The sequence below is a fragment of the Pseudomonas sp. PDM16 genome (assembly GCF_014851865.1).
Taxonomy (GTDB): Bacteria; Pseudomonadota; Gammaproteobacteria; order Pseudomonadales; family Pseudomonadaceae; genus Aquipseudomonas.
Genome location: NZ_JACVAM010000004.1, coordinates 378,454 through 402,717 on the forward strand (window position 1 = coordinate 378,454; position 24,264 = coordinate 402,717).

General features: G+C 63.3%; 26 protein-coding genes. 13 read left to right on the forward strand and 13 right to left on the reverse strand.

From position 1 onward, the window contains the following. Position 1: 1 nt before the first annotated feature. The gene (locus IB234_RS16650) at positions 2 to 367 is read right to left on the reverse strand and encodes a glyoxalase superfamily protein (RefSeq protein WP_192319886.1); all 366 of its coding nucleotides are present in this window, start codon (positions 365 to 367) and stop codon (positions 2 to 4) included. Between the two features lie 14 nt (positions 368 to 381). Beyond that, positions 382 to 1,158, reverse strand: coding sequence for a TSUP family transporter (locus IB234_RS16655; protein ID WP_192319888.1), 777 nt, complete (start codon positions 1,156 to 1,158; stop codon positions 382 to 384). A 100-nt stretch (positions 1,159 to 1,258) separates the two neighbouring features. Between IB234_RS16655 and IB234_RS16660 the strand changes: the two genes are divergently transcribed. Further along, complete coding sequence (locus tag IB234_RS16660; RefSeq protein ID WP_192319890.1) at positions 1,259 to 1,909, forward strand: hypothetical protein; 651 nt, start codon at positions 1,259 to 1,261, stop codon at positions 1,907 to 1,909. Positions 1,910 to 1,967: 58 nt separating this feature from the next. Here the strand turns inward: IB234_RS16660 and IB234_RS16665 are convergent, their stop codons facing one another. From IB234_RS16665 to IB234_RS16680, 4 genes are all read right to left on the reverse strand, one after another. Beyond that, the gene (locus IB234_RS16665) at positions 1,968 to 2,735 is read right to left on the reverse strand and encodes an SDR family oxidoreductase (protein ID WP_192319892.1); all 768 of its coding nucleotides are present in this window, start codon (positions 2,733 to 2,735) and stop codon (positions 1,968 to 1,970) included. Between the two features lie 24 nt (positions 2,736 to 2,759). Next, positions 2,760 to 3,827, reverse strand: coding sequence for a phosphotransferase family protein (locus tag IB234_RS16670; RefSeq protein WP_192319895.1), 1,068 nt, complete (start codon positions 3,825 to 3,827; stop codon positions 2,760 to 2,762). A 199-nt stretch (positions 3,828 to 4,026) separates the two neighbouring features. Beyond that, positions 4,027 to 4,338: an SCP2 sterol-binding domain-containing protein gene (locus IB234_RS16675; RefSeq protein WP_043307735.1), complete on the reverse strand. Its 312-nt coding sequence runs from the start codon at positions 4,336 to 4,338 to the stop codon at positions 4,027 to 4,029. Between the two features lie 60 nt (positions 4,339 to 4,398). Next, the gene (locus IB234_RS16680; protein WP_192319897.1) at positions 4,399 to 5,109 is read right to left on the reverse strand and encodes a histidine phosphatase family protein; all 711 of its coding nucleotides are present in this window, start codon (positions 5,107 to 5,109) and stop codon (positions 4,399 to 4,401) included. Positions 5,110 to 5,322: 213 nt separating this feature from the next. On the opposite strand from IB234_RS16680, the gene sohB reads away from it, so the two are divergent. After that, complete coding sequence (sohB, locus tag IB234_RS16685) at positions 5,323 to 6,345, forward strand: protease SohB (RefSeq protein ID WP_192319900.1); 1,023 nt, start codon at positions 5,323 to 5,325, stop codon at positions 6,343 to 6,345. A gap of 9 nt (positions 6,346 to 6,354) precedes the next feature. Continuing rightward, positions 6,355 to 7,344 (forward strand): YhdH/YhfP family quinone oxidoreductase, encoded by a 990-nt coding sequence (locus IB234_RS16690; protein ID WP_192319902.1) that lies wholly within the window; start codon positions 6,355 to 6,357, stop codon positions 7,342 to 7,344. A gap of 48 nt (positions 7,345 to 7,392) precedes the next feature. Here IB234_RS16690 and IB234_RS16695 read toward each other — a convergent pair whose 3' ends face one another. After that, the gene (locus IB234_RS16695; protein WP_192319904.1) at positions 7,393 to 7,830 is read right to left on the reverse strand and encodes a hotdog fold domain-containing protein; all 438 of its coding nucleotides are present in this window, start codon (positions 7,828 to 7,830) and stop codon (positions 7,393 to 7,395) included. Positions 7,831 to 7,937: 107 nt separating this feature from the next. Here IB234_RS16695 and IB234_RS16700 point away from each other — a divergent pair, with 107 nt between their 5' ends. Beyond that, on the forward strand, positions 7,938 to 8,516 hold the full coding sequence (locus tag IB234_RS16700; RefSeq protein ID WP_192319906.1) for a TetR/AcrR family transcriptional regulator: 579 nt from the start codon (positions 7,938 to 7,940) through the stop codon (positions 8,514 to 8,516). A gap of 2 nt (positions 8,517 to 8,518) precedes the next feature. On the opposite strand, the gene IB234_RS16705 is transcribed toward IB234_RS16700, so the two are convergent. Continuing rightward, positions 8,519 to 9,475, reverse strand: coding sequence for a LysR family transcriptional regulator (locus IB234_RS16705; RefSeq protein WP_192319908.1), 957 nt, complete (start codon positions 9,473 to 9,475; stop codon positions 8,519 to 8,521). Positions 9,476 to 9,574: 99 nt separating this feature from the next. On the opposite strand from IB234_RS16705, the gene IB234_RS16710 reads away from it, so the two are divergent. After that, positions 9,575 to 10,327 (forward strand): sulfite exporter TauE/SafE family protein, encoded by a 753-nt coding sequence (locus tag IB234_RS16710; protein WP_192319910.1) that lies wholly within the window; start codon positions 9,575 to 9,577, stop codon positions 10,325 to 10,327. A 26-nt stretch (positions 10,328 to 10,353) separates the two neighbouring features. Here IB234_RS16710 and IB234_RS16715 read toward each other — a convergent pair whose 3' ends face one another. Continuing rightward, positions 10,354 to 11,205: a LysR substrate-binding domain-containing protein gene (locus IB234_RS16715; RefSeq protein ID WP_192319912.1), complete on the reverse strand. Its 852-nt coding sequence runs from the start codon at positions 11,203 to 11,205 to the stop codon at positions 10,354 to 10,356. Between the two features lie 95 nt (positions 11,206 to 11,300). On the opposite strand from IB234_RS16715, the gene IB234_RS16720 reads away from it, so the two are divergent. Then, a complete protein-coding gene (locus IB234_RS16720) occupies positions 11,301 to 11,549 on the forward strand; it encodes a DUF1127 domain-containing protein (protein ID WP_192319914.1) in 249 nt (82 codons plus the stop codon). Between the two features lie 119 nt (positions 11,550 to 11,668). Here the strand turns inward: IB234_RS16720 and IB234_RS16725 are convergent, their stop codons facing one another. The 3 genes from IB234_RS16725 to mexE are packed head-to-tail and all read right to left on the reverse strand — an operon-like array spanning position 11,669 to position 17,489. Continuing rightward, complete coding sequence (locus IB234_RS16725; RefSeq protein ID WP_192319916.1) at positions 11,669 to 13,057, reverse strand: efflux transporter outer membrane subunit; 1,389 nt, start codon at positions 13,055 to 13,057, stop codon at positions 11,669 to 11,671. Next, positions 13,054 to 16,236: an efflux RND transporter permease subunit gene (locus IB234_RS16730; protein WP_192319918.1), complete on the reverse strand. Its 3,183-nt coding sequence runs from the start codon at positions 16,234 to 16,236 to the stop codon at positions 13,054 to 13,056. Before IB234_RS16730 ends, IB234_RS16725 begins: the two co-directional genes overlap by 4 nt. Positions 16,237 to 16,247: 11 nt before the next feature. Then, entirely contained in the window at positions 16,248 to 17,489 is a 1,242-nt protein-coding gene (gene mexE / locus IB234_RS16735; RefSeq protein ID WP_192319920.1) for a multidrug efflux RND transporter periplasmic adaptor subunit MexE, read from the reverse strand. Positions 17,490 to 17,696: 207 nt separating this feature from the next. Between mexE and IB234_RS16740 the strand changes: the two genes are divergently transcribed. Further along, a complete protein-coding gene (locus IB234_RS16740; protein ID WP_192319922.1) occupies positions 17,697 to 18,158 on the forward strand; it encodes an antitoxin Xre/MbcA/ParS toxin-binding domain-containing protein in 462 nt (153 codons plus the stop codon). Beyond that, positions 18,155 to 18,607: an RES family NAD+ phosphorylase gene (locus tag IB234_RS16745; protein ID WP_192319924.1), complete on the forward strand. Its 453-nt coding sequence runs from the start codon at positions 18,155 to 18,157 to the stop codon at positions 18,605 to 18,607. The genes IB234_RS16740 and IB234_RS16745 overlap by 4 nt, the downstream gene beginning before the upstream one ends. Position 18,608: 1 nt before the next feature. Here the strand turns inward: IB234_RS16745 and IB234_RS16750 are convergent, their stop codons facing one another. Then, positions 18,609 to 19,526 (reverse strand): LysR family transcriptional regulator, encoded by a 918-nt coding sequence (locus IB234_RS16750; RefSeq protein WP_225580636.1) that lies wholly within the window; start codon positions 19,524 to 19,526, stop codon positions 18,609 to 18,611. 172 nt (positions 19,527 to 19,698) lie between these two features. Here IB234_RS16750 and IB234_RS16755 point away from each other — a divergent pair, with 172 nt between their 5' ends. The 5 genes from IB234_RS16755 (at position 19,699) to IB234_RS16775 (ending at position 24,249) form a co-directional block, all read left to right on the forward strand. After that, complete coding sequence (locus IB234_RS16755; protein WP_192319926.1) at positions 19,699 to 20,715, forward strand: zinc-dependent alcohol dehydrogenase family protein; 1,017 nt, start codon at positions 19,699 to 19,701, stop codon at positions 20,713 to 20,715. Positions 20,716 to 20,855: 140 nt separating this feature from the next. Continuing rightward, entirely contained in the window at positions 20,856 to 21,422 is a 567-nt protein-coding gene (locus IB234_RS16760; RefSeq protein WP_192319928.1) for a sigma-70 family RNA polymerase sigma factor, read from the forward strand. A 24-nt stretch (positions 21,423 to 21,446) separates the two neighbouring features. Beyond that, positions 21,447 to 23,117, forward strand: a complete 1,671-nt coding sequence (locus IB234_RS16765; protein WP_192319930.1) for a multidrug ABC transporter permease/ATP-binding protein — start codon at positions 21,447 to 21,449, stop codon at positions 23,115 to 23,117. A gap of 203 nt (positions 23,118 to 23,320) precedes the next feature. Then, positions 23,321 to 23,524, forward strand: a complete 204-nt coding sequence (locus IB234_RS16770) for an MbtH family protein (RefSeq protein ID WP_192319933.1) — start codon at positions 23,321 to 23,323, stop codon at positions 23,522 to 23,524. Further along, positions 23,524 to 24,249 carry a thioesterase II family protein gene (locus tag IB234_RS16775; protein WP_192319935.1) on the forward strand — a complete coding sequence of 242 codons (726 nt, stop codon included), beginning with the start codon at positions 23,524 to 23,526 and terminating at the stop codon, positions 24,247 to 24,249. Before IB234_RS16770 ends, IB234_RS16775 begins: the two co-directional genes overlap by 1 nt. The last annotated feature ends 15 nt before the right edge of the window (positions 24,250 to 24,264 follow it).

Sequence of the window (24,264 nt, forward strand, 5' to 3'; positions counted from 1 at the left end):
GTCAGCCAACCGCGTCGGTGAAGGTCAGGCGGTTGCCGAAGGGATCGCGTACGCTCATGTCGCGGCTGTCCCAGGGCATGACTTCGATCGCCGGACGTGCAAAGCCATAGTCCTTCTGTTCCAGTTCCTGGTGAAGCGCATCGAGACTATCGGTTTCTATGCGCATCGCCGCGCCTGGGCAGGCATCACCGTGGTGCTCCGACAAATGCAGCACGCAACTGCCGCGTGATACTTGCAGGTACAGAGGCATTCCAGCAGCGAAACGATGCTCCCAGTCGACCTGGAAACCCAGAAAGTCCACGTAGAACTCTCGTGCCTTGCTCTCATCGAAGATGCGCAGGATCGGAGTGGTCTTGCCCATTTTCATCGGTACGGCTCCTTTCAAAACCAGTGCTGCCAGGCCAGGCGTGCGGTAAGCGCCAATACTACCAAGATGAATACCGGGCGAATGAACTTGGAACCACCACTGATGGCCGTTCGGGCGCCGAAGAAGGCGCCGGCCATCAGTGCCAGCCCCATGCTGATGCCAAGCAGCCAGGCCACCTGGCCGGCGATGATGAACACACCCAGAGCGACGCCGTTGCTGACGAAGTTCATGCTGCGCGCCACGCCACTCGCCCGCACCAGGTCCATCGGGTAGAGCAGCAGAGTGCTCACCGTCCAGAACGCACCTGTCCCCGGGCCGGCCACGCCATCGTAGAAACCGAGGCCCAGGCCCTGTGGCCACTGGCGACCCTGCGACACTGGAGCATCCTGCTGACCATGGGTCTCGGGCGTCTTGCCGAACAACAGGTACAGTCCGCAGCCGAAGACGACCACCGGAAGCATCTGATTGAGCCAGGCGGCCGGTAACCAGTGAGCGATAACAGCACCGATAGCCGCACCGACTGCAGTAGCGATCAGTGCATTGCGCCATTGTCGAGGATGAAATAGCTTGCGGCGGTAGAACGTCCAGCTGGCAGTGGCCGAGCCAAAGGTAGCGCACAGCTTATTGGTGCCCAGCACCAGGTGCGGAGGCAGCCCGGCGGTGAGCAGGGCTGGAATGGTCAGCAGGCCACCGCCGCCAGCGATGGCGTCAATGAATCCAGCGGTGAAGGCAACGAGAGCGAGGATCAGCAGGGTAGTCGGGTCGACACCCAGCTCGAGAGCAAAAGGCATAAAAAACTCGAAGTGGATTCAATTGTGCGGGGTCGTTGCTGGTTCACAGCGTGGCCGCTGATCATAATGCCGATAAAAATTCGTATAAGGAATCGCACGCATGCAGTATGACGGCCTGGCCTGGTTTACCGGTCTGCTGGCCTTGCTGGCGCTGTTCATCGCCGCCCGCATCCTGTTCACTCCCCAGTGGTTTCTTGCCTGGCTTCGCGGCACTGCCGGCCTGGCATTTCTCGGCTTAGCCCTGTTGATCGGTGTGGTCGCCTATGACCTGCGCAGCTACGATCCTCAGGTCGAGGATCGTCCCCTGGTCACGCTGAGCTTCGTCGCGGACGGCCCACAGCGCTACCGCGTCAATCTACTTGAAGGAGCAGAGGAACGAGAGGTGACCCTGGAGGGTGACCTGTGGCAGCTGGATGCCCGCCTGCTGGGTTGGAAAGGCCTGGCCGCGCTGATCGGTCTGGAACCTGGATACCGCCTGGAGAAACTGTCGGGCCGCTTCCTCGCCATCGAGCAGCAGCAGAACGCCCGCCATGCCCAGGTAGCGCTAGCGCAGAGCCCCTATGGTATCGACCTGTGGCGCTGGCTTCGCCTGAGCCAGCGCGACCTGTTCCTGTTCGACCCTCAGGCCGCTCGGGTCACCTATTTGCCAATCGCCGATGGTGCATCGTTCAGTGTCAGCCTCAGCCCCACCGGCCTGCTCGCCAAACCGATGAACCAGGCCGCCGAGCAGGCGTTGCAGGACTGGCAGTAAGATTTCTGGCAGGCAAAGAAAAAGGGACCCTAAGGTCCCTTTTTTCATGCTGGCAGGCTCAGGAGAGGAAGCCGCCGTCCACGTTCAGCGCCACGCCGGTGGTGTAGCTGGAGGCATCGCTGGCCAGGTACAGCACGGTGCCGGCCATTTCGCTCGGCTCGGCCACGCGCTTGAGCGGGATGCGCTGCAGGGCGACGTTGAGGATCGCATCGTTCTTGGTCAGGGCCGAGGCGAACTTGGTGTCGGTCAGGCCCGGCAGCAGGGCGTTGCAGCGGATGCCGAACTGCGCGCACTCCTTGGCGAAGACCTTGGTCATGCTGATCACGGCGGCCTTGGTCACCGAGTAGATGCCCTGGAACTCGCCCGGCGAGACGCCGTTGATCGAGGCGACGTTGATGATCGAGCCGCCACCGTTGGCCTTCATCAGCTTGCCGCCTTCGATGGACATGAAGTAGTAGCCGCGGATGTTGACGTCGACGGTCTTCTGGAAGGCGCCCAGGTCGGTGTCCAGCACGTTGCAGAACTGCGGGTTGGTGGCGGCGTTGTTGACCAGGATGTCCAGGCGGCCGAACTGCTCGCGGATAAAGGCGAAGACGTTCTGGATCTGTTCCATCTCGCCGATGTGACAGGCGATGGCGGTGGCCTTGCCGCCGTCGGCGATGATGGCGTCGGCGACCTTCTGGCAGTCGTCGATCTTGCGGCTCGAGACGATCACGTGGGCGCCTTGCTGGGCCAGCAGTTTGGCGATGGCCTCACCGATGCCGCGGCTGGCGCCGGAGACGAAAGCGATCTTGCCGTCGAGGTCGAACAGTTGGGTCTTGGACATTGTGGTTCCCTTGTCTGAGCCGGGTTAGAGAGTGGATTTCTTGATGACCTGCAAGGCAGCCTGCTCCAGCAGCTTGTTCATCATGATGAACTGGGCGAAGCGCTTGTCCTTGGTCTGGCCATGGAAGAAGCGGTAGTAGATCTGCTGCACGATGCCGGCCAGACGGAACAGGCCATAGCAGTAGTAGAAGTCGAAGTTGTCGATCTGGATGCCGGCGCGCTCGGCGTAGTAGTCGACGAACTCCTGGCGGGTCAGCATGCCCGGTGCGTTGCTCGGCTGGCGGCGCATCAGCTGCATGGGTTGCGCATCGCCTGCCTCGATCCAGTAGGCGAGGGTGTTGCCCAGGTCCATCAGCGGGTCGCCGATGGTGGTCAGCTCCCAGTCGAGTACGCCGATGATCTGCATCGGGTTGGCCGGGTCGAGGATCACGTTGTCGAAGCGGTAGTCGTTATGCACGATGCCCGGCTTGTGGTGGTCGACCGGCATTTTTTCGCGCAGCCAGGCCTTGACCGGCTCCCAGGTGGGAGCGTCGGGGGTCAGGGCTTTCTCGTAGCGGTCACTCCAGCCTTCGATCTGGCGTTTCACATAGCCTTCCGGCTTGCCCAGGTCGGCGAGGCCGCAGGCCTGATAGTCGACGTTGTGCAGGTCGACCAGCTTGTCGATGAAGCTCTTGCACAGGGCGTTGGTCTGCTCGGCACTGAAGTTCAGCTCGGCCGGCATGTCGCTGCGCAGGATGATGCCCTTGACCCGCTGCATCACATAGAACTCGGCGCCGATCACCGACTCGTCGGTGCAGTGCACGTAGGCCTTGGGGCAGTACGGGAAACCGGCGTTGAGCTGGTTGAGAATGCGGTACTCGCGGCCCATGTCGTGAGCCGACTTGGCCTTGTGGCCGAACGGTGGGCGGCGCAGCACGAACTCCTGCTCGGGGTATTCCAGCAGGTAGGTCAGGTTGGAGGCGCCACCGGGGAACTGGCTGATGCGCGGGTTGCCGGTGAGGCCCGGGATGTGCGCCTTCAGGTACGGGTCGATCTGCGCGGCATCGAGCTCTTCGCCCTCGCGGATGCCGGTGGACTGGTCTGTCAGCGTCATGCTTATCCCTTCTGATGATGATGGGTGCCACTAATCATTGGCTAATTTAATGGTGCCCTTAAGCAAAGCACAGCGTTATAGATGTGGCTGTTGGTCGTCGATCAAGAGGCCTGATTGCCACATTTCGCTGGGCGCGGGCGAAAAAAAACCGGAGTCCGAAGGCTCCGGTTCTTCTGTGTTTCGCGGTATGCCCTAGGGCTTATACCGGGAACAGTTCGGCCAGTTTCATGGCCAGCATCATGTCGCCTTCGGCGCGCAGTTTGCCGCCCATGAAGGCTTGCATGCCGTCGGTTTCGCCGGAAGCGATGCCGGCCAGGGTGGCGCTGTCCATGATCAGGGTGACGTTGGCGTTGGCGTTGTCGCCCTGTTGTACGTCGCAGGTGCCGTCTTTGACGATCAGCGCGTAGTTGTCACCGTCTTCGATGTTGAACTGGAATACCAGGTCCAGGCCGGCGGCAGCGCTGGCGTTGAACTTGGACTTCATAGTGTTGATGGTGTCGGCAACGCTCATGGTTTCTGTCCTTTTTATCAGGGGTTACTCGCGGCCTTGCGGGCCGCCGTGGGCCGGTTCTCAGCGGTAGGTGATGAGTTCCGGGGCCTTCAACAGCTCCAAATGCACACGGCTGTTGAAGGAAGCCAGGGTCGCCTCGCTGCCTCGGAAGGTCAGGCGCGAGAGCGAAGTATTGACGATCTGCCAGTTGAGCTCGAAGGATCTGTCCGCCGGCACGCCGGTCAGCAGATGGAGCAGGGCGGTGATGGTGCCGCCGGAGGTGAATACGGCGATGTGCTGGCCGCGCTCGGCTTGCGCCAGCAGGCGCTGCAGGCCGCCGTGCACTGTGTCGACGAAGCCTTGCCAGGTGTCGTGCTCGGGTTCGTCATATTCGCCGCTGACCCAGCGGCGGATGATGCGGGCGAACAGGTGCTGGAAGGCGGCGCGGTTTTCCTTCGGATTGCGCATGATGTCCAGCGCATCCGGCTCGTCCGGTAGCATGGCCGGCAGCAGATTGCGGATCACCGCTTCGGCGTCGAATTCGTTGAAGGCCGGATCGATTTCCAGCTCGGGAGCATTCAGGCCGGCCGCCACGCAGCGCTGCAGGGCGGAAGTGGCGGTATGCTGCTGACGACGCAGGTTGCCGCTCAGGCAGCGATCGAGGCTGATGCCGAGCTGGGCCAGGTGGTCGCCCAGCACTTCGGCCTGGCGCACGCCCAGTGGGGACAGCACGTCGTAATCGTCTGCACCGAATGAGGCCTGGCCATGTCGTATCAGGTAGATGCTGCCCACGTCCGCTGTCCGATCCCGACTGGTTGAAGTTTCGCGAGGGTAGGGTCAGAGCCGGGCTGCTGTCAACGAAAAAACATACGCTTGTTTGAATTTGCTCGAGGGTGTCCAGCACATCGCTCGCTGTGGTTGGCCGGCAGGCTCCAGCGCCGGTATGCTGAGGGCTGGCAGGTGCCTGGATCGGGCCCTGTGACAGGATGAACGAAGGGGGAGTCTGTGGAGTTTCTGGTGGATTACGCGGAGTTTTTGCTCCGCACCCTGACTGTGGTGGTCGCGATCATCGTGGTACTGGTGACTATCGCCGCGTTACGCGGCAAAGGGCGCACCAAGGCCGGCGGCCAGTTACAGGTGCACAAACTGAACGAGTTCTACAAGGCGCTACGCGAGCGCCTGGAGCATGAGTTGCTGGACAAGGCGCAGCTCAAGGTTCAGCGCAAGGCCGAGGCGAAGCAGACCAAACTGGAGAAAAAGGAAGGGAAGGCGAAAGCACGAGTGTTCGTGCTGGACTTCGATGGCGATATCAAGGCCTCGGCAACCGACAATCTGCGCCATGAGGTCACTGCGCTGCTGAGCATGGCCACCGCCCAGGACGAAGTGGTGCTGCGCCTGGAGAGCGGCGGCGGTATGGTGCATGGCTACGGCCTGGCCTCTTCGCAACTGGCGCGTATCCGTCAGGCCGGCGTGCCGCTTACCGTGTGCGTCGACAAGGTCGCCGCCAGCGGTGGCTACATGATGGCTTGTATCGGCGACAAGGTATTGTCCGCGCCGTTCGCCATACTCGGCTCCATCGGTGTACTGGCGCAGCTGCCCAACATCCATCGTCTGCTGAAGAAACACGATATAGATGTCGAGATGCTCACGGCCGGCGAATTCAAACGTACCTTAACCGTGCTCGGCGAGAATACCGAGAAGGGCCGCGAGAAATTCCAGGAAGACCTCGAGACTACCCACGAGCTGTTCAAGAACTTCGTGGCCAGTTACCGCCCGCGTCTGAATATCGACGAGATCGCCACTGGCGAGGTCTGGCTGGGCATCTCCGCACTGGATAAACAGCTGGTCGACGAACTCAAGACCAGCGACGAATACCTGGCCGAGCGTGCGCGCGAAGCCGAACTGTTTCATCTGCATTTCGCCGAGAAGAAGAGCCTGCCCGAGCGTTTCGGCCTGGCGGCCAGCGTTACGCTGGACCGTCTGCTGCTGAACTGGTGGAGCCGTCTCAATCAACAACGATTCTGGTAGGAGTAAGTCATGACTGCCTTCAAGGCTCTGCTGGTCAGCGAGGAGAATGGCGCCTTCGTGCCCAAGGTGGTAGAGCGAGCCATCGCCGATCTGCCAGCGGGCGAGGTGCTGATCCGTGTGCAGTATTCCTCGCTCAACTACAAGGACGCCCTGTCCGCCAGCGGTAATCGCGGCGTGACCAAGGCCTTCCCGCATACCCCGGGTATCGACGCGGCTGGCATAGTGGCCGAGTCATCGGCGAGCGAGTTCGCGGCGGGTGACGAGGTGATTGTCACTGGTTACGACCTGGGCATGAACACCGCCGGCGGCTTCGGCCAGTACATCCGCGTGCCGGCCGCCTGGGTGATCAAGCGTCCTAAGGGCCTGAGCCTGCGCGAGGCCATGCTGCTCGGCACTGCCGGCCTGACCGCTGCACTGTGTGTGGACAAGCTGGAGCAGAGCGGCCTGACGCCGGCTGCCGGCCCGGTACTGGTCACCGGCGCCACCGGTGGCGTCGGCTCAATCGCCGTCGCGTTATTGTCGCGCCTGGGCTACAACGTCGCCGCGTCCACCGGCAAGGCCGGGCAGGGCGAGTTCCTGCGTCAGCTCGGCGCGCAGCAGATCGTGCCGCGTGAGGAGCTGCAGGACGGCAGCGAGAAGATGATGCTCAAGGAGCGCTGGGCCGGCGCGGTGGATACCGTCGGCGGCGACATCCTGTTCAACGTGGTCAAGTCGCTGCGCTATGGGGCCAGTGCGGCCTGCTGCGGCCTGACCGCTGGCATGGGCTTCAAGGGCAGCGTGGCGCCCTTCATCCTGCGCGGGGTCAACCTGCTCGGGGTGGATTCGGTGGAGCTGCCATTGGTAGTCAAGGCCTCCATGTGGGACAAGCTGTCCCTGCAGTGGAAGCTTGGCAATCTGGAAAGCCTGGCCGAGGAAGTAAGCCTGGAGCAACTGCCCAAGGCCATCGAGCAGATTCTCGCCGGTCAGATGGTCGGACGGGTACTGGTCAATCTCGCCTGAGAGCGCGAACAGTAGAAAAGGCCCGGCGCATGCCGGGCCTTTTCGTTTCTACGCCTGGCTGACGTACATGGTGATCTCGGCGCGGAACACTGGCTCGCCTTCCACGTAGGCCACCACTGGCACCTTCACGTCACCAGTCTGGCTCCAGTCGATGGCGCTGCCGTCCGCCACGGTACGCACGTCACCCTTGGCCTTGGCCAGGTACTCCACCGTCATGCCACGCGGAATCCAGCGGCAGCCGCTGGGAATGGAGGCGTCGGTCATGGTGCCGGCGGCCAGTTCGGCGGCGTTGCACAGAGCAATGGCGTGCACGGTGCCGATGTGGTTCAGCACTTCGCGGCGCTTGGGGAAGGTCACTTCGGCGTAGCCCGGGCGCAGTTCGACGAACTGCGGGGCGATGCTGGCGAAGTAGGGCGCGACCTGACCGATCATGGCGCTGAACTGTGCCGGGCCTGCCTGCTTGTACATTTGCATCATCTGACTCATGGGGTGCTCCTGAAATGGATGGCATTGAAGAGAAGCGCGCGCCGAGGCAGTATACGAATATCAGAATTTAATTCTAGAACATTATTCTAATACTCCAAGGAAGCCTCATGGCTCGCCGCTCTCGCAAAGACGAAATCCTCCAGGCCGCCCTGGCCTGCTTCACCGAAACCGGCGTGGATGCCACCACCATCGAGATGATCCGCGACCGCTCCGGCGCCAGCATCGGCAGCCTCTACCACCACTTCGGCAACAAGGAGCGCATCATCGGTGCGCTCTACCTGGCCGGCACTGCCGAATACGCAGCCTTGCTGGACCAGGGCTTCGCCACGGCCGACAGCGCCGAGGCCTGCGTCAGGCTGCTGGTCACCAGCTATATCGACTGGGTGGTGGCCAATCCGGACTGGGCCCGATTCGTCCTGCACAGCCGCGGGCGAGTGGAGGCCAGTGAAATGGGCGAGCAGCTGCGCGAGGCCAATCGCGTTCACTACCAACGGATCCTCGATGCCCTGGCCGGCTATCGCCAGGACGGGCTGTTCAAGGCCATGCCAGCGGATTGCTTCGGGTCGGTGATCATCGGACCGGCTCATGACTTCGCCCGTAATTGGCTGGCCGGGCGTACCCACTCACAGTTGGCAGATTGCCGCGAGCTGCTGGCCAGTGTGGCCTGGGAATCCGTCAGGGTCTGAAGCTAGTCGCGTTTCAGGCCACGCTGCAGTGCCAGGTCCCATGGCGGGATCGGGCCGAAGCGCCGCTTGAGGAACTCCAGCAACAGTCGGCTACGCGAGCTGGCGTCGCTGGCGAGGCGCAGCGCATAGATGCCGCTGGGCTCGGCAGACGGAAGCCCACCCTCGCACAGCAGGGGGATCAGCTCGCCGCGCAGCAGGTAGTCACTGATCAGCCAGGTCGGGAGATGCGCGATGCCTAGGCCCGCCAGAGCACTGAACAGCAGCGTCTCCGCGTTGTTGGCGGTCATTCTCAGCCGCCCCGGCCGATACACCTGCGAACGTCCGTCTACATCGAATCGCCAGGCATGAGGGGGCGAAAGGGCGTCCCAGTCCAAGCCATCGTGCTCCGGCAGCTCACGCGGGTCTCGTAGCATACCGCGCCGGCGGATGTACTCGGGACTGGCGCAGAGTATCCGCACCATGGGGGCAAGTGGTGTGGCAACCAGGCGGGTGTCGGCCAGCGGGCCGATACGCAGCACCAGATCGACCTCTCCCAGGTGTTCGCCCTGCATATCGATGAAGCTATCGATCAGACGAAGTTGCACGTCCAGCCCCGGATAGGCCATGAGGAACTCGGCGATGGCCGGGGCCAGGTGGCGACGGCCGAACGGTGCCGGGGCATCGATACGGATCAGACCTTCGGGTGCGCTGCTCAGGGAGACGGCTTCTGCACGAGCCTGGCGCAGTTCGACGAGGATGCGCCGCGCGCGCTCCGCGAAAGCCAGGCCGGCCGGGTTTGCCCTGACGGCATGCGTGCTACGGACCAGCAAAGGGCAGCCCATGGCACGCTCCAACGCATCGATGCGCCGGGCCACCGATGATGGATTCAGCTGCTGACGCCGAGCTGCGGCGGAGAAGCTGCCGGTTTCCAGCACATCCATGTAGAGGTCGAGCTGTTCGGTGAGAGCATCGGGATTCATAGGTCTTCCTTTGCGATTTATGCAAAGCCATTGTGCGCTGCTATGCGTTTCCGAGCCATAACGGAATAGCTAGCATGCGGCCACCCTCAGGAGGCGCCGATGAACACCCTCGATCTCGTCATGAATGTGCTGCTCGGCTTGGTAATGGGCACCCTGGGAGGATTGTTCGGCATTGGGGGAGGCCTGGTAGCGATTCCAGCCCTCGGCGTCCTGTTTGGCCTGGATCAGCAGCTTGCCCAGGGTACCGCTCTGGTCATGGTGGTGCCCAATGTGGTGCTGGCACTATGGCGTTATAACCAACGCAATCGCATCGACCCCAGGAATGCACTGCTGCTGAGTCTCTCGGCGTTCGTTTTCGCCTGGCTGGCTTCGCTCTATGCCGTGGAGCTTCAGGCGGAACGCATGCGCATAGCCTTCATCGGGTTCCTCGTCGCCCTGGCTATCTACAATCTGGCACGGCTGGTCATGCGCAATCCGACGCCTTCGGCGGAGCTTCGCTACCCCTGGCCCTGGCTCGGTGTCTTGGGCAGTACGGCGGGCGCTCTAGGCGGAATGTTCGGCGTAGGAGGGGCGGTGCTGGCGGTTCCGGTGCTGACCAATGTGTTCGGCGCCGGCCAGCTGGTCGCCCAAGGCCTATCCTTGGCACTGGCCCTCCCCAGCACCGGCGTCACGCTGTTCACTTACGCTCTGCACGATCATGTCGACTGGGCCATGGGTGTTCCCCTGGCGGCCGGTGGTCTACTCAGCATTTCGTGGGGAGTCAGGCTCGCCCATGCGCTACCGGAGCGGGTATTGCGCGGTCTGTTTTGCGGCTTCCTGCTGCTGTGCGCTGTCTTGCTGGCTCTGCGCTGAGAGCACTACGGCGGCCCTCGCCATCATTACCTGAACCCTTCGACGATATGCTCTGCCAGGGTGTCGATGACCTGTGACTGCCGCTGGGGGTGGCGCACCAGAACGATACTGGTTGCCGGGAGTACGGGCAGGCCTTCCGATTCCCCAAGGATGCGCATATCTGGCGTGATCAGGCTCTGCAGCTGGGCGGTCACGGCCAGGCCTGCGCCCACGATCGCAAACAGCGCAGCCAGGCTCGGGCTCGTGTAGGCGATGCGGTAGGGACGTTCCATCGCATCCAGCGCATTGCACGCCCAGGCACGGCAGAAGCAGTCGGCATTGAACATCGCCAGCGGTAGGGGATTCTGCTCATGGGGCGTATGGCCCTGCGCCACGGCCCAGACAAAGCGCTCCTGGCGCAGCAACTGGCCGATCTCCTTGCCCGGCTCCCGGGTAACGATGGTCAGGTCCAGATCTTGCCGCTGCAACAACTGCTTCGAAGGCTCGCAATGTACCTCCACCTGCACCAGTGGATAGGCCTGGGCAAAGCGCGAGAGGATCTCGGGTAGAAAGCGCATCACATAGTCGTCTGGCGTGCCGATACGCACGGCTCCCACCATGTGCGGCTCGCGCAGGGTATTGAGTACTTCGCCGTGCAATTTGAGGATGCGCCTTGCGTACCCAAGAAGCACCTGGCCTTCGGCTGTCAGTCGCACCTGCCGGCCATCGCGCTCGAAGAGGGCACGCTGCACCACATCATCCTCCAGACGTTTCATCTGCATGCTAACGGCGGATTGCGTGCGATTCACCGCCTCGGCTGCCCGAGTGAAGCCACCGTTGTCAGCGATGGCGACGAAGCTGCGCAACAGCTCGGTATCAATGCTGGGATAGGCAGTCATTCATCAACCCTAAAGATGAGTCACATAAGAAACATTCGTTGGATTGATCTTATGGGGAAAGGGAGACTGACGCCAACCCACAGGGAGGGCATGAAATGAAGAATCAGAATGGCTACGTGTTGAGTCGCTCGGTTTCCTTCGAGCGGGAGCAACCCGAATTCTCCTTCAGGCAGTTCTGGCAGCGGCTCAAGCACTGGCATGACCTTGCGAACCAGCGCCGGATGCTGGCAACCCTGGACGACATGGCGCTCAAGGATATAGGGCTGAGCCGTGCCGATGCGCTTCAGGAAAGCGAGCGGCCGTTCTGGGATGAGTCGAAGCCGAATGAATCCATCAGACGTTGAAAGGCTGCGCAAAAAAATCCCCGCGGTCAGGAGCGAGCCGCGGGGAGCGCAATGGCCGACAAGGGCAGGGTCGGCCCAGGAGGGATGGTGTGGCTCGAGCGTGCTCGGGCCGGATTCGATCAGGCGCTGGGCTGCCAACCTCCGCCGAGGGCCTTGTAGATGGCGACGATGCCGCGGTACAGCTCGATTTCGGCCAGGGCTTGGGCGTCCTCGGCAGACAGGCGCTCACGCTCAGCATCCAGCAGCACGAGGAAGTCCTCGGTGCCTTCGCGGTAGCGCACCGCAGCCTGGGCTGCAGCCGCGCGGCTGGCTTCGGACTGGCGCACCAGGGAGACCAGGCGCTGCTGGCGCTTGGCGTAGTCGCTGAAAGCGTTTTCCGATTCTTCCAGGGCCAGCAACACCTGCTGCTCGTAGCTGGCCAGTGCGCCATCGGCGTCGGCCTCGGCGCCGCGCAGGCGGGCTCGCACACTGCCCAGGTCGAACGCCGCCCAGCTGATGGTCGGTGCCACGCCCCAGGCCCGCGCATCGGCGGCGCCGAGCTGCGAGCCGCGCCCGGCGGTGAAGCCGAGGAAGCCGGACAGGCTGACCCGCGGGAACAGGTCGGCGGTGGCCACGCCGACGTTGGCGGTGGCAGCAGCCAGTTGGCGTTCAGCCACGCGCACATCCGGGCGGCGGCGCAGCAGCTCGGCCGGATCGCCGATCGGCAGGGCCTTGGCGATCACCGGCAGCGGCTTGGCCGACAGGTCAATCGTCAGCTGCTCCGGGCGTTGGCCGAGCAGGGTGGCGATGCGGTGACGGGCACGCGCCTCTTCGGCCTGTAGTTGCGGCAGGCTGGCTTCGGTGGCGGCCAGGCGCGCATCGGCGCGCAGCACGTCCAGTTCGCTGCCGATGCCGGCGTCGCGCAATTGCTCGGTGAGGGCGCGCGACTGGCTCTGGTTCTTCAGGTTGTCGCGGGCAATCCGCTCACGTAATTGGGCACCACGCAGGTTGCCATAGGCGTCTACAAGCTCGGCAATCAGGCTGACCTGCAGCTGATACAGCTCGGCCTCGGCGGCCTCGCTCTGCGCGTCGCTGGCTTCGATGGTGCGCTGGATGCGGCCGAACAGGTCAAGCTCCCAGGCCATATCCAGGCCCAGGTCGTAGCGTTCCTGACGGATGCGCTCGTCGCTGGTCGGTGGCTGCTGAGCTTTGCCGAACTCACCGCTGGCACGGCTGGTAATCACCGGCATCTGGTCGTTGCCGACATCGTCACGGATGGCGCGGGCGGCGCGCAGGCGGGCGAAGGCCACGCGCAGCTCACGGTTTTCCTTGAGCGACTGCTGGACCAGCTGGCTCAGGATCGGGTCGTCGAACTGCTGCCACCAGGCCGATTCGAAGTCGGTACGGTCGTAATCGCCGGCCTCCAGAGCGGTGATCTGCGCGGGTTGGGTTTCTGGCGCCTTATAGTCCGGGCCGACGGCGCAGGCACTGACCGCGAGGGCGAGCAGGGCGGGAATCAACGGCTTCATGCATGCACCTCGTGAGCGATCTGGGTGGCCTTGCGTGCTTCGCGCTTCTCCACGAAGGCGCGGATCAGTACGTAGAACACCGGGGTCAGCAACAGGCCGAAGAAGGTCACGCCGTTCATCCCGCTGAACACCGCCACGCCCATGGCATGGCGCATTTCGGCGCCGGCACCGGACGACAGCACCAGGGGCACCACGCCCATGATGAAGGCGATGGAGGTCATCAGGATCGGGCGTAGACGCAGGCGGCAGGCTTCCAGCACCGCGGCCATGCGGTCGAGGCCTTCTTCCTGTTTCTCCTTGGCGAACTCGACGATGAGGATGGCGTTCTTGCACGCCAGGCCCACCAATACGATCAAACCGATCTGGGTGAACACGTTGTTGTCTCCCCCGGCCAGGATCACCCCGGTGATGGCCGAGAACAGCACGGTCGGCACGATCAGGATCACCGCCAGCGGCAGGCTCCAGCTCTCGTACTGGGCGGCCAGCACCAGGAAGGCCAGCAGCACGCAGAGTGGGAAGATGAAGATCGCGGTGTTGCCAGCGAGGATCTGCTGGTAGGTCAGCTCGGTCCACTCGTAGGTCATGCCGTTGGGCAGTTCCTCCTTGAGCAGCTTGGCAATCGCCGCCTCGGCCTGGCCGGAGCTGTAGCCCGGAGCCGCCGCACCGTTGATCTCGGCGGTGAGGAAGCCGTTGTAGTGCATCACACGATCAGGACCTGCGCTGTTGTCCACCTTGACGAAGGTCGACAGCGGGATCATCTCGCCACGGTTGTTGCGCACCTTGAGCTGACCGATCTGCTCGGGCTCCAGGCGGAACTGCTGGTCGGCCTGGACGTTGACCTGGTAGGTGCGGCCAAAGCGGTTGAAGTCGTTGGCGTACAGCGAACCCAGGTACACCTGCATGGTGTCGAAGATGTCGCTGATGGCCACGCCGTGGGTCTTGGCCTTCTCGCGGTCGATGTTGGCTTCCACCTGCGGCACGTTGACCTGGTAGCTGGTGAACACCGACATCGGGTCCAATTCAGGCAGCTGACGCGCCTTGGCGATGACGTTCTGGGTCTGTTTGTACAGCTCTTCGTAACCCAGGCTGCCACGGTCCTCTACCTGCAGGCGGAAGCCCCCGATAGTGCCAAGGCCCTGTACCGGTGGCGGCGGGAAGATGGCGATATAGGCATCCTGGATGTCGGCGAACTGGGCATTCAGCTCGGCAGCAATGGCGCCGGCAGACATGCTTGGGTCCTTGCGCTCATCGAACGGTTTGAGCGGGGTGAACACGATGCCGCTGTTCGGGCTGTTGGTGAAACCGTTGATCGACAGGCCCGGGAAGGCCACGGTGTTCTCCACACCCGGATGCTTGCCGGCGATTTCCGACATGCGCTTGATCACGTCCTCGGTACGGTCGAGGGTGGCGGCGTCCGGCAGCTGGGCGAAGGCGACCAGGTACTGTTTGTCCTGCTGTGGCACGAAGCCGCTCGGGGTGTTGGAGAAGCCCAGGTAGCCGAGCACCAGCAGGCCGCCGTAGACCAGCAGGGCGATGGAGCTGCCGCGCAGCACGCGCTTCACAGTGCCGACGTAGCCATGGCTGGCGCGGTCGAAGAAACGGTTGAACGGGCCGAACAGCCAGCCACCGAACAGCTTGTCGAGCACGCGGGAGAAGCGGTCCTTCGGCGCGTGGTGATCCTTGAGCAGCACGGCAGCCAGGGCCGGCGACAGGGTCAGCGAGTTGATCGCCGAGATCACCGTGGAAATGGCGATGGTCAGGGCAAACTGCTGGTAGAACTGCCCGGTGAGACCGGAGATGAACGCGGTCGGCACGAACACGGCGCACAGCACCAGGGCGGTGGCGACGATGGGGCCTGTCACCTCCTTCATGGCCTGACGTGTAGCTTCCACCGGTGACTTGCCGAGGCCGATGTTCCGTTCGACGTTCTCCACCACGACGATGGCATCGTCCACCACGATGCCGATGGCCAGTACCAGGCCGAACAGCGACAGGGCGTTGAGCGAGAAGCCGAACATGTGCATTACGGCGAAGGTACCGATCAGCGACACCGGCACGGCGGCCAGCGGGATGATCGAGGCGCGCCAGGTCTGCAGGAACAGGATCACTACCAGCACCACCAGCACGATGGCTTCGAGCAGGGTGTGCACCACCGCCTCGATGGAACCACGCACGAAGATGGTCGGGTCGTAGACGATCTCGTAGTCCATGCCCTGGGGGAAGGCCTGCTTCAACTCAGCCATGCGTTCACGCACCGAGTCGGAGATTTCGATGGCATTGGAGCCGGGGCGCTGGAATACAGGGATGGCTACGGCTGGCTGGTTGTTCAGCAGCGAGCGCAGGGCGTATTGGCTGGAACCCAGTTCGACGCGGGCGATGTCCTTCAGGCGAGTGATTTCGCCATCGTCACCGGCACGGATGATGATGTTCTCGAACTCTTCCTCGCTGACCAGGCGACCCTGGGTGTTGATCGACAGCTGGAAACTGTTGCCAGCATCCGAGGGCGGCGCACCGAGGGCGCCGGCGGCGACCTGGCGGTTCTGTTCGCGAATGGCGTTGACCACGTCGGTGGCGGTGAGGTTGCGCGAGGCCACCTTGTTCGGGTCGAGCCACACACGCAGCGAGTAGTTGCCCATGCCGAACAGCTGCACATCGCCCACGCCATTCAGGCGCGCCAGCTCGTCTTTCACGTTGAGCGCGGCGTAGTTGGACAGGTAGAGCATGTCGTAGCGCTGATCCGGCGAGGTCAGGTGCACCACCATGGTCAGGTCCGGCGAGGCCTTGTCTACGGTCACGCCCAGGCGCTGCACTTCGGTCGGCAAGGTCGGCATGGTGCGGGTCACGCGGTTCTGCACCTGCACCTGGGCGTTGTCCAGGTCGGTACCCAGTGCGAAGGTGACGGTCAGGGTCAGCTTGCCGTCGGCAGTGGACTGGGACGACAGGTAGAGCATGCCTTCCACGCCGACGATGGCCTGTTCCAAAGGCGAGGCGACGGTTTCACCGATCACCTTGGGGTTGGCGCCGGGGAAGCTGGCGCGCACCACCACGGTGGGCGGCACCACTTCCGGGTATTCACTGATCGGCAGCTGGAACAGCGAGATCGCACCGGCGATCAGGATCAGCAGCGACAGCACGGCGGCGAAGATCGGCCGCTTGATGAAGAACTGGGAGAAATTCATAGGGTTCTACCTCAGCCGCGCGGTGCGTTGCTGGATTTGACTTGCTGTTCGGCCACGCGCGGGGCATCGCGGCCATCCACGGCCTGACGCAGGCGCGCCAGCTGGGCGAGGGTGGCGTCGTCGGCCATCGGCACGGACTGCGGATCGACAGTGGCACCCGGCATGGCACGTTGCAGACCGTTGACCACGATCTTCTCGCCCTTGGCCAAGCCGGTGCGGACGATGCGCAGACCTTCCAGCTTCGGGCCGAGCTCGATGGCACGGTAGTTCACGGTGTTGTTGTCTCCGAGGACCAGGACGAACTTCTTGCCGAGATCAGTGCCGACCGCTTCGTCCTTGATCAGCGCTGCCGCGTAGGTGCTGCTGCCGACCAGCTTGAGGCGGGCGTAGAGGCCTGGAGTGAACTCGCCCTTGCTGTTGTCGAACACGGCACGACCTCGGATGGTGCCGGTGCGTGGGTTGACCTGGTTGTCGAGGAAGTCGAGCTGACCGGCATGCGGGTGGCCGCTCTCGCTAGACAGACCGAGGTACACCGGGCTGGCGCCGCGGGCATCGCTACCGGCCTTGCGGGCCAGCTCGATGTACTTGAGGAACACGCGCTCGTCGGCGTCGAAGTAGGCGTAGACCTTGTCGGTGGACACCACCGAGGTCAGCAAGGACTGGCCGGCGCCGACCAGGTTGCCCTCGGTGATCTCGGCGCGGCTGACGCGGCCATCGATCGGTGAGGTGATGCGGGTGAAGCTGAGGTTGAGCTGGGCGTTCTCCAGTTCGGCCTGGGTGGCGGCTACCGCAGCCTGAGCTTCGGTGGCGGCGCTGGCGCGGGCATCGGCCAATTCGGCGGAGATGGCGTTGCTCTGGCGCAGGCGCTCGCCACGGCGGGCTTCATTGTTGGCGCGGGTCTGGCTGGCGCGGGCCTGCTGCAGCTGGGCCTGCAGGCGCTTGACCTCGGCCTGGAACGGGCGCGGGTCGATCTGGAACAGCAGGTCGCCTTTCTTCACCAGGCTGCCTTCGTCGAAGGCCACCTTGTCGATGTAGCCGGAAACGCGCGGGCGGACCTCGACCGACTCAGGAGCCTCCAGGCGACCGGTGAACTCGTCCCATTCGTTGATCGGCTGCTCGATTACTTCGGCGATGCTGACCTTGGCGGCCGGCATCTGCTGGCTGGCTTGCTCACCCTTGCCGCAGGCGCTTAGTACCAGCATCGCCGCAATGGCCAGGGGAAAGCGCCAGGAGATAGTGTTTGACTGTTCCATGTTTGACTCCGCCAGTCGGATTTGTGAATGGGCGGAGTCTGCGCAGTGTTCTTTTCTGCGACGAATCGAATGCCGCAAATTCAATTATCAATGCGCGTGATTTTGAGTCATCAAATCGGTGCGGCAACAACGGACTTGGCTGGTACCACACGGGGTAGTATTCTTGCCATATGGCAAACAATTGCCTGCCATCTGACAGGAGACATCATGGGTATCGTCGCTCTGGCCGAAATGCCCCGCTTCCAGCCGCCGCCATCGAGTAGCCGCTCTATCTGGAGCCTCTTGGGCCTACCTGCGGATGTCAGGCTGTTGCAACTGGAGATAGAGAAAGGGATGAGCCATGCGCTCATCGACCGTTTCGCTCGCGCCTCCCAACTGACCTCCGCCCAGATCCTGCGCAGCCTCAATCTGAGCGAGCGCACTCTCGCCAGACGACGCGAGAGTGGCCGCCTCCAGCGTGAGGAAAGCGATCGCCTGGTCAGCTTGTTGACCATCTACGACGCCGCGCTCCAGCTCTTCGGTGGCAACGCCGAGGCTACCTCGCGCTGGCTCAACGGCCCCGAACGAGCTTTGGGAGGGCAGACTCCAGTCGATTACCTGCGTACCGAGCTCGGTACCCGGGAAGTTCTCGCCCTGATTCATCGCCTGGAACATGGCGTGTTCGTGTGAGGCTTTATCGAATCTGCCGGCGCCGTCATATCGACAGTTGCTGGAGTGGAGTGGGTGCGGAGCTCTACGGCGGCCGCTGGAACAGTCCGGGACGCCGCGCGGTGTACTGTGCCACCAGTATCTCTCTCGCCATCCTCGAGGTGCTGGTTCACCTCAAGGACGAGCAGGCACTGGACGATTTCGTCGTGTTGGAGATCCAGGTACCCGACGACAGCCTGATGCGCCTGTTCCCATTACCGGAGCAGTGGAGTGCCGAACCGCTCACCTCCGATTCCCAGCAAGCGGGTGACGCCTGGCTGGAAAGCCTGAGCTCACTCGGCCTAGTGGTGCCTTCGGTGATCGTGCCGCCGGAATACAACGTCCTGCTCAACCCGCGTCACTCTGGTTTCGCACATTGTCAGGCGACCGCGTGCGAGGTCGATCTGGCGCTCGACCCGCGGCTCCTCTAAGTCAGCCCAGGCTGTCCGGGTCGCCGCAGAACATCTGGATGCGCGAACGCAGCCAACGCTCCGCCGGATCATTGTCCTGGGCGCCACGCCAGGCCATATGCAATTCGAAGGTGCGCGATGGCAACGGTAGCTCCTCAGCACGCAGGCCTCCCGCAGCGGTGAGCGCTGCAGCCGTGTAGTCGGGCACGGTGGCGACGATATCGGTGCCAGCCAGCAGGGTGGCCAGCCCGTTGAACTGGGGCACAGCCAGCACGACTCGTCGTTTGCGCTCCAGCTTCTCGAGTTCCTCGTCGATGAACCCCGTCAAGTCACCGGCGAAAGAAACCAGCGCATGGGGTCTCGCGCAGAAGTCGTCCAGGCTGATCGCTCCCGGAACACTGTCGGCCCTGAGCAGCCTGGGCTTGCTACGGCGCAGAATCTTGCGTTTGGCGTTGGCCGGAAGCTCATCCGTATAGCTCACCCCGACCGATATCTCGCCTGAAGCCAGCAGGTTCGGCATGAGCAGATAGTTGGCGCGACGCACCACCAATACTACGCCAGGGGCTTCCGCCCTCAGGCGGCGCAGCAAGGAGGGCAGCAGGGCGAACTCGACATCATCGGAAAGACCGATACGGAACACGGCGTTGCTGGTGGCTGGATCGAAATCCGTAGCACGACTGACCGCCGTCGAAATGGAGTCCAGAGCCGGAGAAAGCAGGGCGAAGATTTCGTTGGCACGGGCCGTAGGCTCCATGCTGCGCCCGGTACGAACGAACAGGGGGTCGTCGAACAGGCTACGCAGGCGGGCGAGGGCCGCGCTGATCGCCGGCTGCCCTAGGAACAGCTTCTCCGCCGCCCGGGTCACACTGCGCTCGTGCATCAGCGTCTCGAACACGATCAGCAGATTGAGATCGACACGACGCAGGTCGTTGCGGTTCATGGTCTTATTCCACGTTGGGTGTGTGAAAGGTGCGTCCATGGCAAGATAACGTCAAGCCCGGATGAACTCGCCGATCAGCCCCGTTTATGGTGACTATCAATCGCTGCGGGTGGTACCCCGAGTAAAGCCCGTATAGAGTCCGTGGCCATAGAGTCCAAAGGCGAGGTGTGTGATGTCCCGCATGATCCGCTTCCACCAGTTCGGCGATGCCAGTGTGCTGCGTCTGGAGGAATTACCTACTCCGATTCCCGGTCACGGCGAAGTGCTGGTGCGTACCCAGGCACTTGGCGTCGGCTGGCGCGATGTCCTGTGGCGGCAGAATCTGGCGCCCGATCAGTCTGCGCAACTGCCTGCAGGCGTGGGCTTCGAGCTGGCTGGTGTGGTCGAGGGTGTAGGGCCTGGCGTCGAGAATCTCGCTCCTGGCATGGCGGTGGCCAGTTTCCCGGCCTTCAGTACCAATCAGTATCCCGCCTGGGGCGATCTGGTACTGATGCCAAGCAGTGCGCTGGCTCGCTATCCCGATGTGCTCACGCCGGCCGAAGCGGCCGTGCACTACACCCCTTATATGTTGGCGTATTTCGCTCTGGTCGAACTGGCCGAGATCCAGCCAGGGCAGCGCGTGCTGATCACCGAGGCGGCCCATTGCCTGGCGCCGCAGGCAGTACAGATGGCCAAGGCCCTGGGCGCAGTGGTCATCGCAGCCACCAGCGAAGGGGATACTCGCAGCTATCTTCGCGACCTAGGTGCCGACAAGATAATCGATACCGAGGAGCAGGATCTGGTCCTCGAGGTCGAGCGCTTCACTGACGGCAAAGGTGTGGAAGTGGTGCTTGACCAGTGCGCCGGCCCACAGATGAAGTTGCTCGGCGATGTCGCGGCGACTCGCGGAAAGCTGATCATCTACGGCGTCAACGGCGGCAACGATGCAGCCTTCCCAGCCTGTGCAGCGTTCAAGAAACACCTGCAGTTCTTCCGCCACTGCGTGATGGATTTCACCGGCCAGCCGGAGCTGGGCCTGCAGCGGGACGAGGAGGCCGTACAGCGGGCCATCGTGCGGATCAATCAGCTGACTGCGGATCGCCTGCTCAAGCCAACCATTGCCAGGTCGTTCGCCTTCGAGGAGTTCGTAGCAGCCAATCAGTTCATGGAAACCTGTCCAACCGGCGGTCGTGTAGTGATGATCATCTAGCTGTAAAAAATCGCGATCATGCTGGCAAAGCGCCGCCTTCTGGCGGCGTTTTTGTTTATGCAGAAAAAGTCTACCGCGATGCTTGAATTGATAAGGATTATCATTAAGATGCGCCTCACGTTGCAACCGAGGATTGGGCAATGGGGACGTTTCGCCGTTGGCAGGAGCCTGCTGGCAAGCCGCTAGGCTTGGGCGCCAACACCAGGGATATCGGGTTGGAGAACCTGTACACAGAACATCGGCGAGTGCTGATCGACGCTGCTCAAGGCGTACTCAGTTGCCGTGCTCGTGCCGAAGATGTAGTGCACGATGCATTTCTGAAATTGTGGGAAAGCGGTGACCGCCACGCCATCGAAGACCCGCTGCGCTACCTGTTTCGCATGGTGCGCAATCTATCCATCGACCGCCTGCGCCGGCAGTCCCTCGAGGGTCGCTACAGCGCCGACGATGAGTTGCTCGACGAGCTTCCCGCGCCGCAGTCCGGCCCCGAGCAGCGCGCCATCGGGCAGCTGGAGTGGCAGCGCCTTCAGTACGCACTGGGCGAATTGCCGGAGCGCACCCGAACCGTATTCACCATGAGTCAGCTGGAAGGCTACAGCCAGCGTGAGGTGGCGACCTACCTCAGCGCCTCGCCGACCCTGGTGCACTTCCTGCTGCGCGATGCGCTCAGCCATTGCCGCAGCCGCCTCGACGCCGAGGCGGCCTGATGTTTTCGCCGTTCTGGATCTGACATGAAACTGCTCAAGCTGCTGTTCCGTGAAAACCGCCTGCCGCTCTCTGGCATCGTACTGCTGAGCCTGTGCAGCGCGGTGCTCAGCGTTGGCGTGATCGCCTTCATCAACCTCAAGCTGATACGCCTGGAAGGAGAGCTGGCGACCACGCTGCTCAGTTTCCTCGGCCTGCTGGCGCTGCTGATGATCAGCTCGGGAGCGGGGCAGGTGGCCTTGCACACGCTTGGCCACCGCTTCGTCTACCGCCTGCGTCGCAGCCTGGTGCGCCGCGTGCTGGACACCGATATCGAGCGCCTGGAGCAGATCGGCGGGGCACGCATCCTCGCCAGCCTGTCCAGCGACATCCGCAACATCACCATCGCCTTCGTCTATATGCCGGAGCTGACCTACGGCCTGATCCTCAGCATCGCCGCTTTCAGCTACCTGGCCTGGCTATCGCCGGCGCTGTTCGGCATCACCGCTGGCTGGCTGGCGCTCACCCTGCTGGTGGGCTGGTTCTTTGTCGGCAAGGTCAATCATCACATCCGTCTGTTGCGCGAAGCGGAAGACCACCTGTATCAGGACTACCAGGCGATCATCGACGGTCGCAAGGAGCTGGCGCTCAACCGTGACCGCGCGCGCATGCTCTACGACGAAGAGTTCGACCGCGACGCACGCGCCTATCGCGACAACGTCACCCGTGCTGACATCTTCAACGGCCTAGCCGGTAACTGGGCCAACGCTATGGTGCTGGGCAGCATCGGCCTGGTGTTTTTCTGTGCCAGCGGCCTGGGCTGGGCCTCCGGGGAAGTCGCTGCCACGTTTGCTCTGACCGTGCTGTTCCTGCGCGCACCGATGGTTGCCACCGTCGCCGCGCTGCCCAGCCTGCTGGCCGCGCGTATCTCGCTGGACAAGCTGGAAGCGCTGGACCTGGCGCCGGAAACCAGCGACATCGCCGCCGTATCCAGCCTGGGGGACTGGCAGAGCCTGCAGCTGGATGGCCTGGTCTATCGCTATCCGGGGGAGGGCGACGAGGCCGGCTTTGATGTTGGCCCCATCGACCTGGAGCTGCGCCGCGGCGAACTGGTGTTCCTGGTCGGCGGCAACGGCAGCGGCAAGTCGACCCTGGCACGCCTGCTCACAGGCCTGCATCGCCCGGCCAGTGGCGAGATCCGCCTGGATGGTCACATTGTGCAGCCGCACCAGTGGCAGTCCTATCGTCAGCTGTTCGCCAGCGTGTACACCGATTTCCACCTGTTTTCCCGCCTGCTCGGTCCGGCGGCGGCGGAAGTGGACGAGTCGCTGGTCGGACAGTGGTTGGATCGCCTGCGCCTGCGTCACAAGGTCAAGTTCGCCGCCGGCCGCCTGGCCGACACGCGCTTCTCCCAGGGCCAACGCAAGCGCCTGGCGCTGATGCTGGCGATGCTCGAGGACCGCGACATCCTGATCCTCGACGAGTGGGCGGCCGACCAGGACCCGCTGTTCCGGCGCCTGTTCTACCGCGAACTGCTGCCGCAGCTGAAGGCTGCCGGCAAGACCGTGCTGGCTATCACCCACGACGACCACTACTTCGACCAGGCCGATCGCCTGCTGAAGATGGATGGCGGGCGCCTGTCCGAGCTAACTGGGGAAGCCCGTGATCGCGCCACCCAAGACGCGGTGCGCGAGATCGGTGGCTCCGTTCCGGCCTGAGGCCCGCCTCGATTCGCTTTTCGGAGTGCTCACGCAGTGGGCGCTCCGCAGATGCCTCACCCGAGTTTCTTTTCTGATTTCAATGATGGGCGGGCTGTAATTGGCTCGTCGGGCACTGTCATGTCCGCGCAATCGAATTAAATGCAAATTATTCGCAGCTTCATGCGTCTTTAAAGCGTGCCACTTTTCATGAGGGATGCCCTATGAGTCTCGATAACCCCGAAACCACCTTCCTGGTGGTAGTCAACGACGAGCAGCAATATGCCATCTGGCCGGCCTACAAGGCCGTTCCTGCCGGCTGGCGCGAAGACGGCGTACGTGGCGACAAGCCGACCTGCCTGGCGCACATCTCCAGCGTTTGGACCGACATGCGCCCGCGCAGCCTGCGCGAGGCCATGGACGCCTGATGCAGCTGTTCTGCCTGGCTCATGCCGGCGCCAGCGCCATGCCTTATGCACGCTGGCGCAAGCGCCTGCCTCGTTGGCTGGAAGTCTGCCCGCTGGAATTGCCAGGCCGCGGTGCCCGCGAGGGCGAGCCGCTGTGCCAGGAGCTGCCGGCGTTGCTGGCCGACCTCAAGCAGGCCTGGCTACGCGAATGCAATGGACCCTATCTGCTGTGGGGCCACAGCCTGGGCGCCATGCTCGCCTTCGAGCTGGCCCAGGCGTTGATTGCCGATGGCTACGAGGCGCCGCTGGCGCTGTTCGCATCGGCCTCGCGTGCGCCGTCTCGCCGCCTGCAGGCGCCGCGCATGACTTCGCGCAGCGATGGCGAGCTGTTCGCCGGCCTCGATGGTTTCGCACGCCTGCCGCGCGAGCTGCTGGCCGACCCGCTGTTCCGCCGCGAGCTACTGCCGGTATTACGCAGTGATTTCGCCGTGGCCGAGAGCTATCGCTACCAGCGCCGCGCGCCCTTGCCCTGTGCGCTGCATGTGCTCGGCGCGCGGCGTGACTGCCTAAGCGAGGACGACCTGCGTGCCTGGCGCCGTGAGACCCGTGGCCCCTTCACCCTGGAATGGCTGGATGGCGATCACGCCTACCTGCGCCCCCAGGAAGACGAACTGCTGCCCCTGATCGAATTCCATGCTTCGCGCCTGCTGCGGCGCGAGGCGGCCGGCATGCCCCTGGGCGCCTAGGCCACTCTTTGCGAG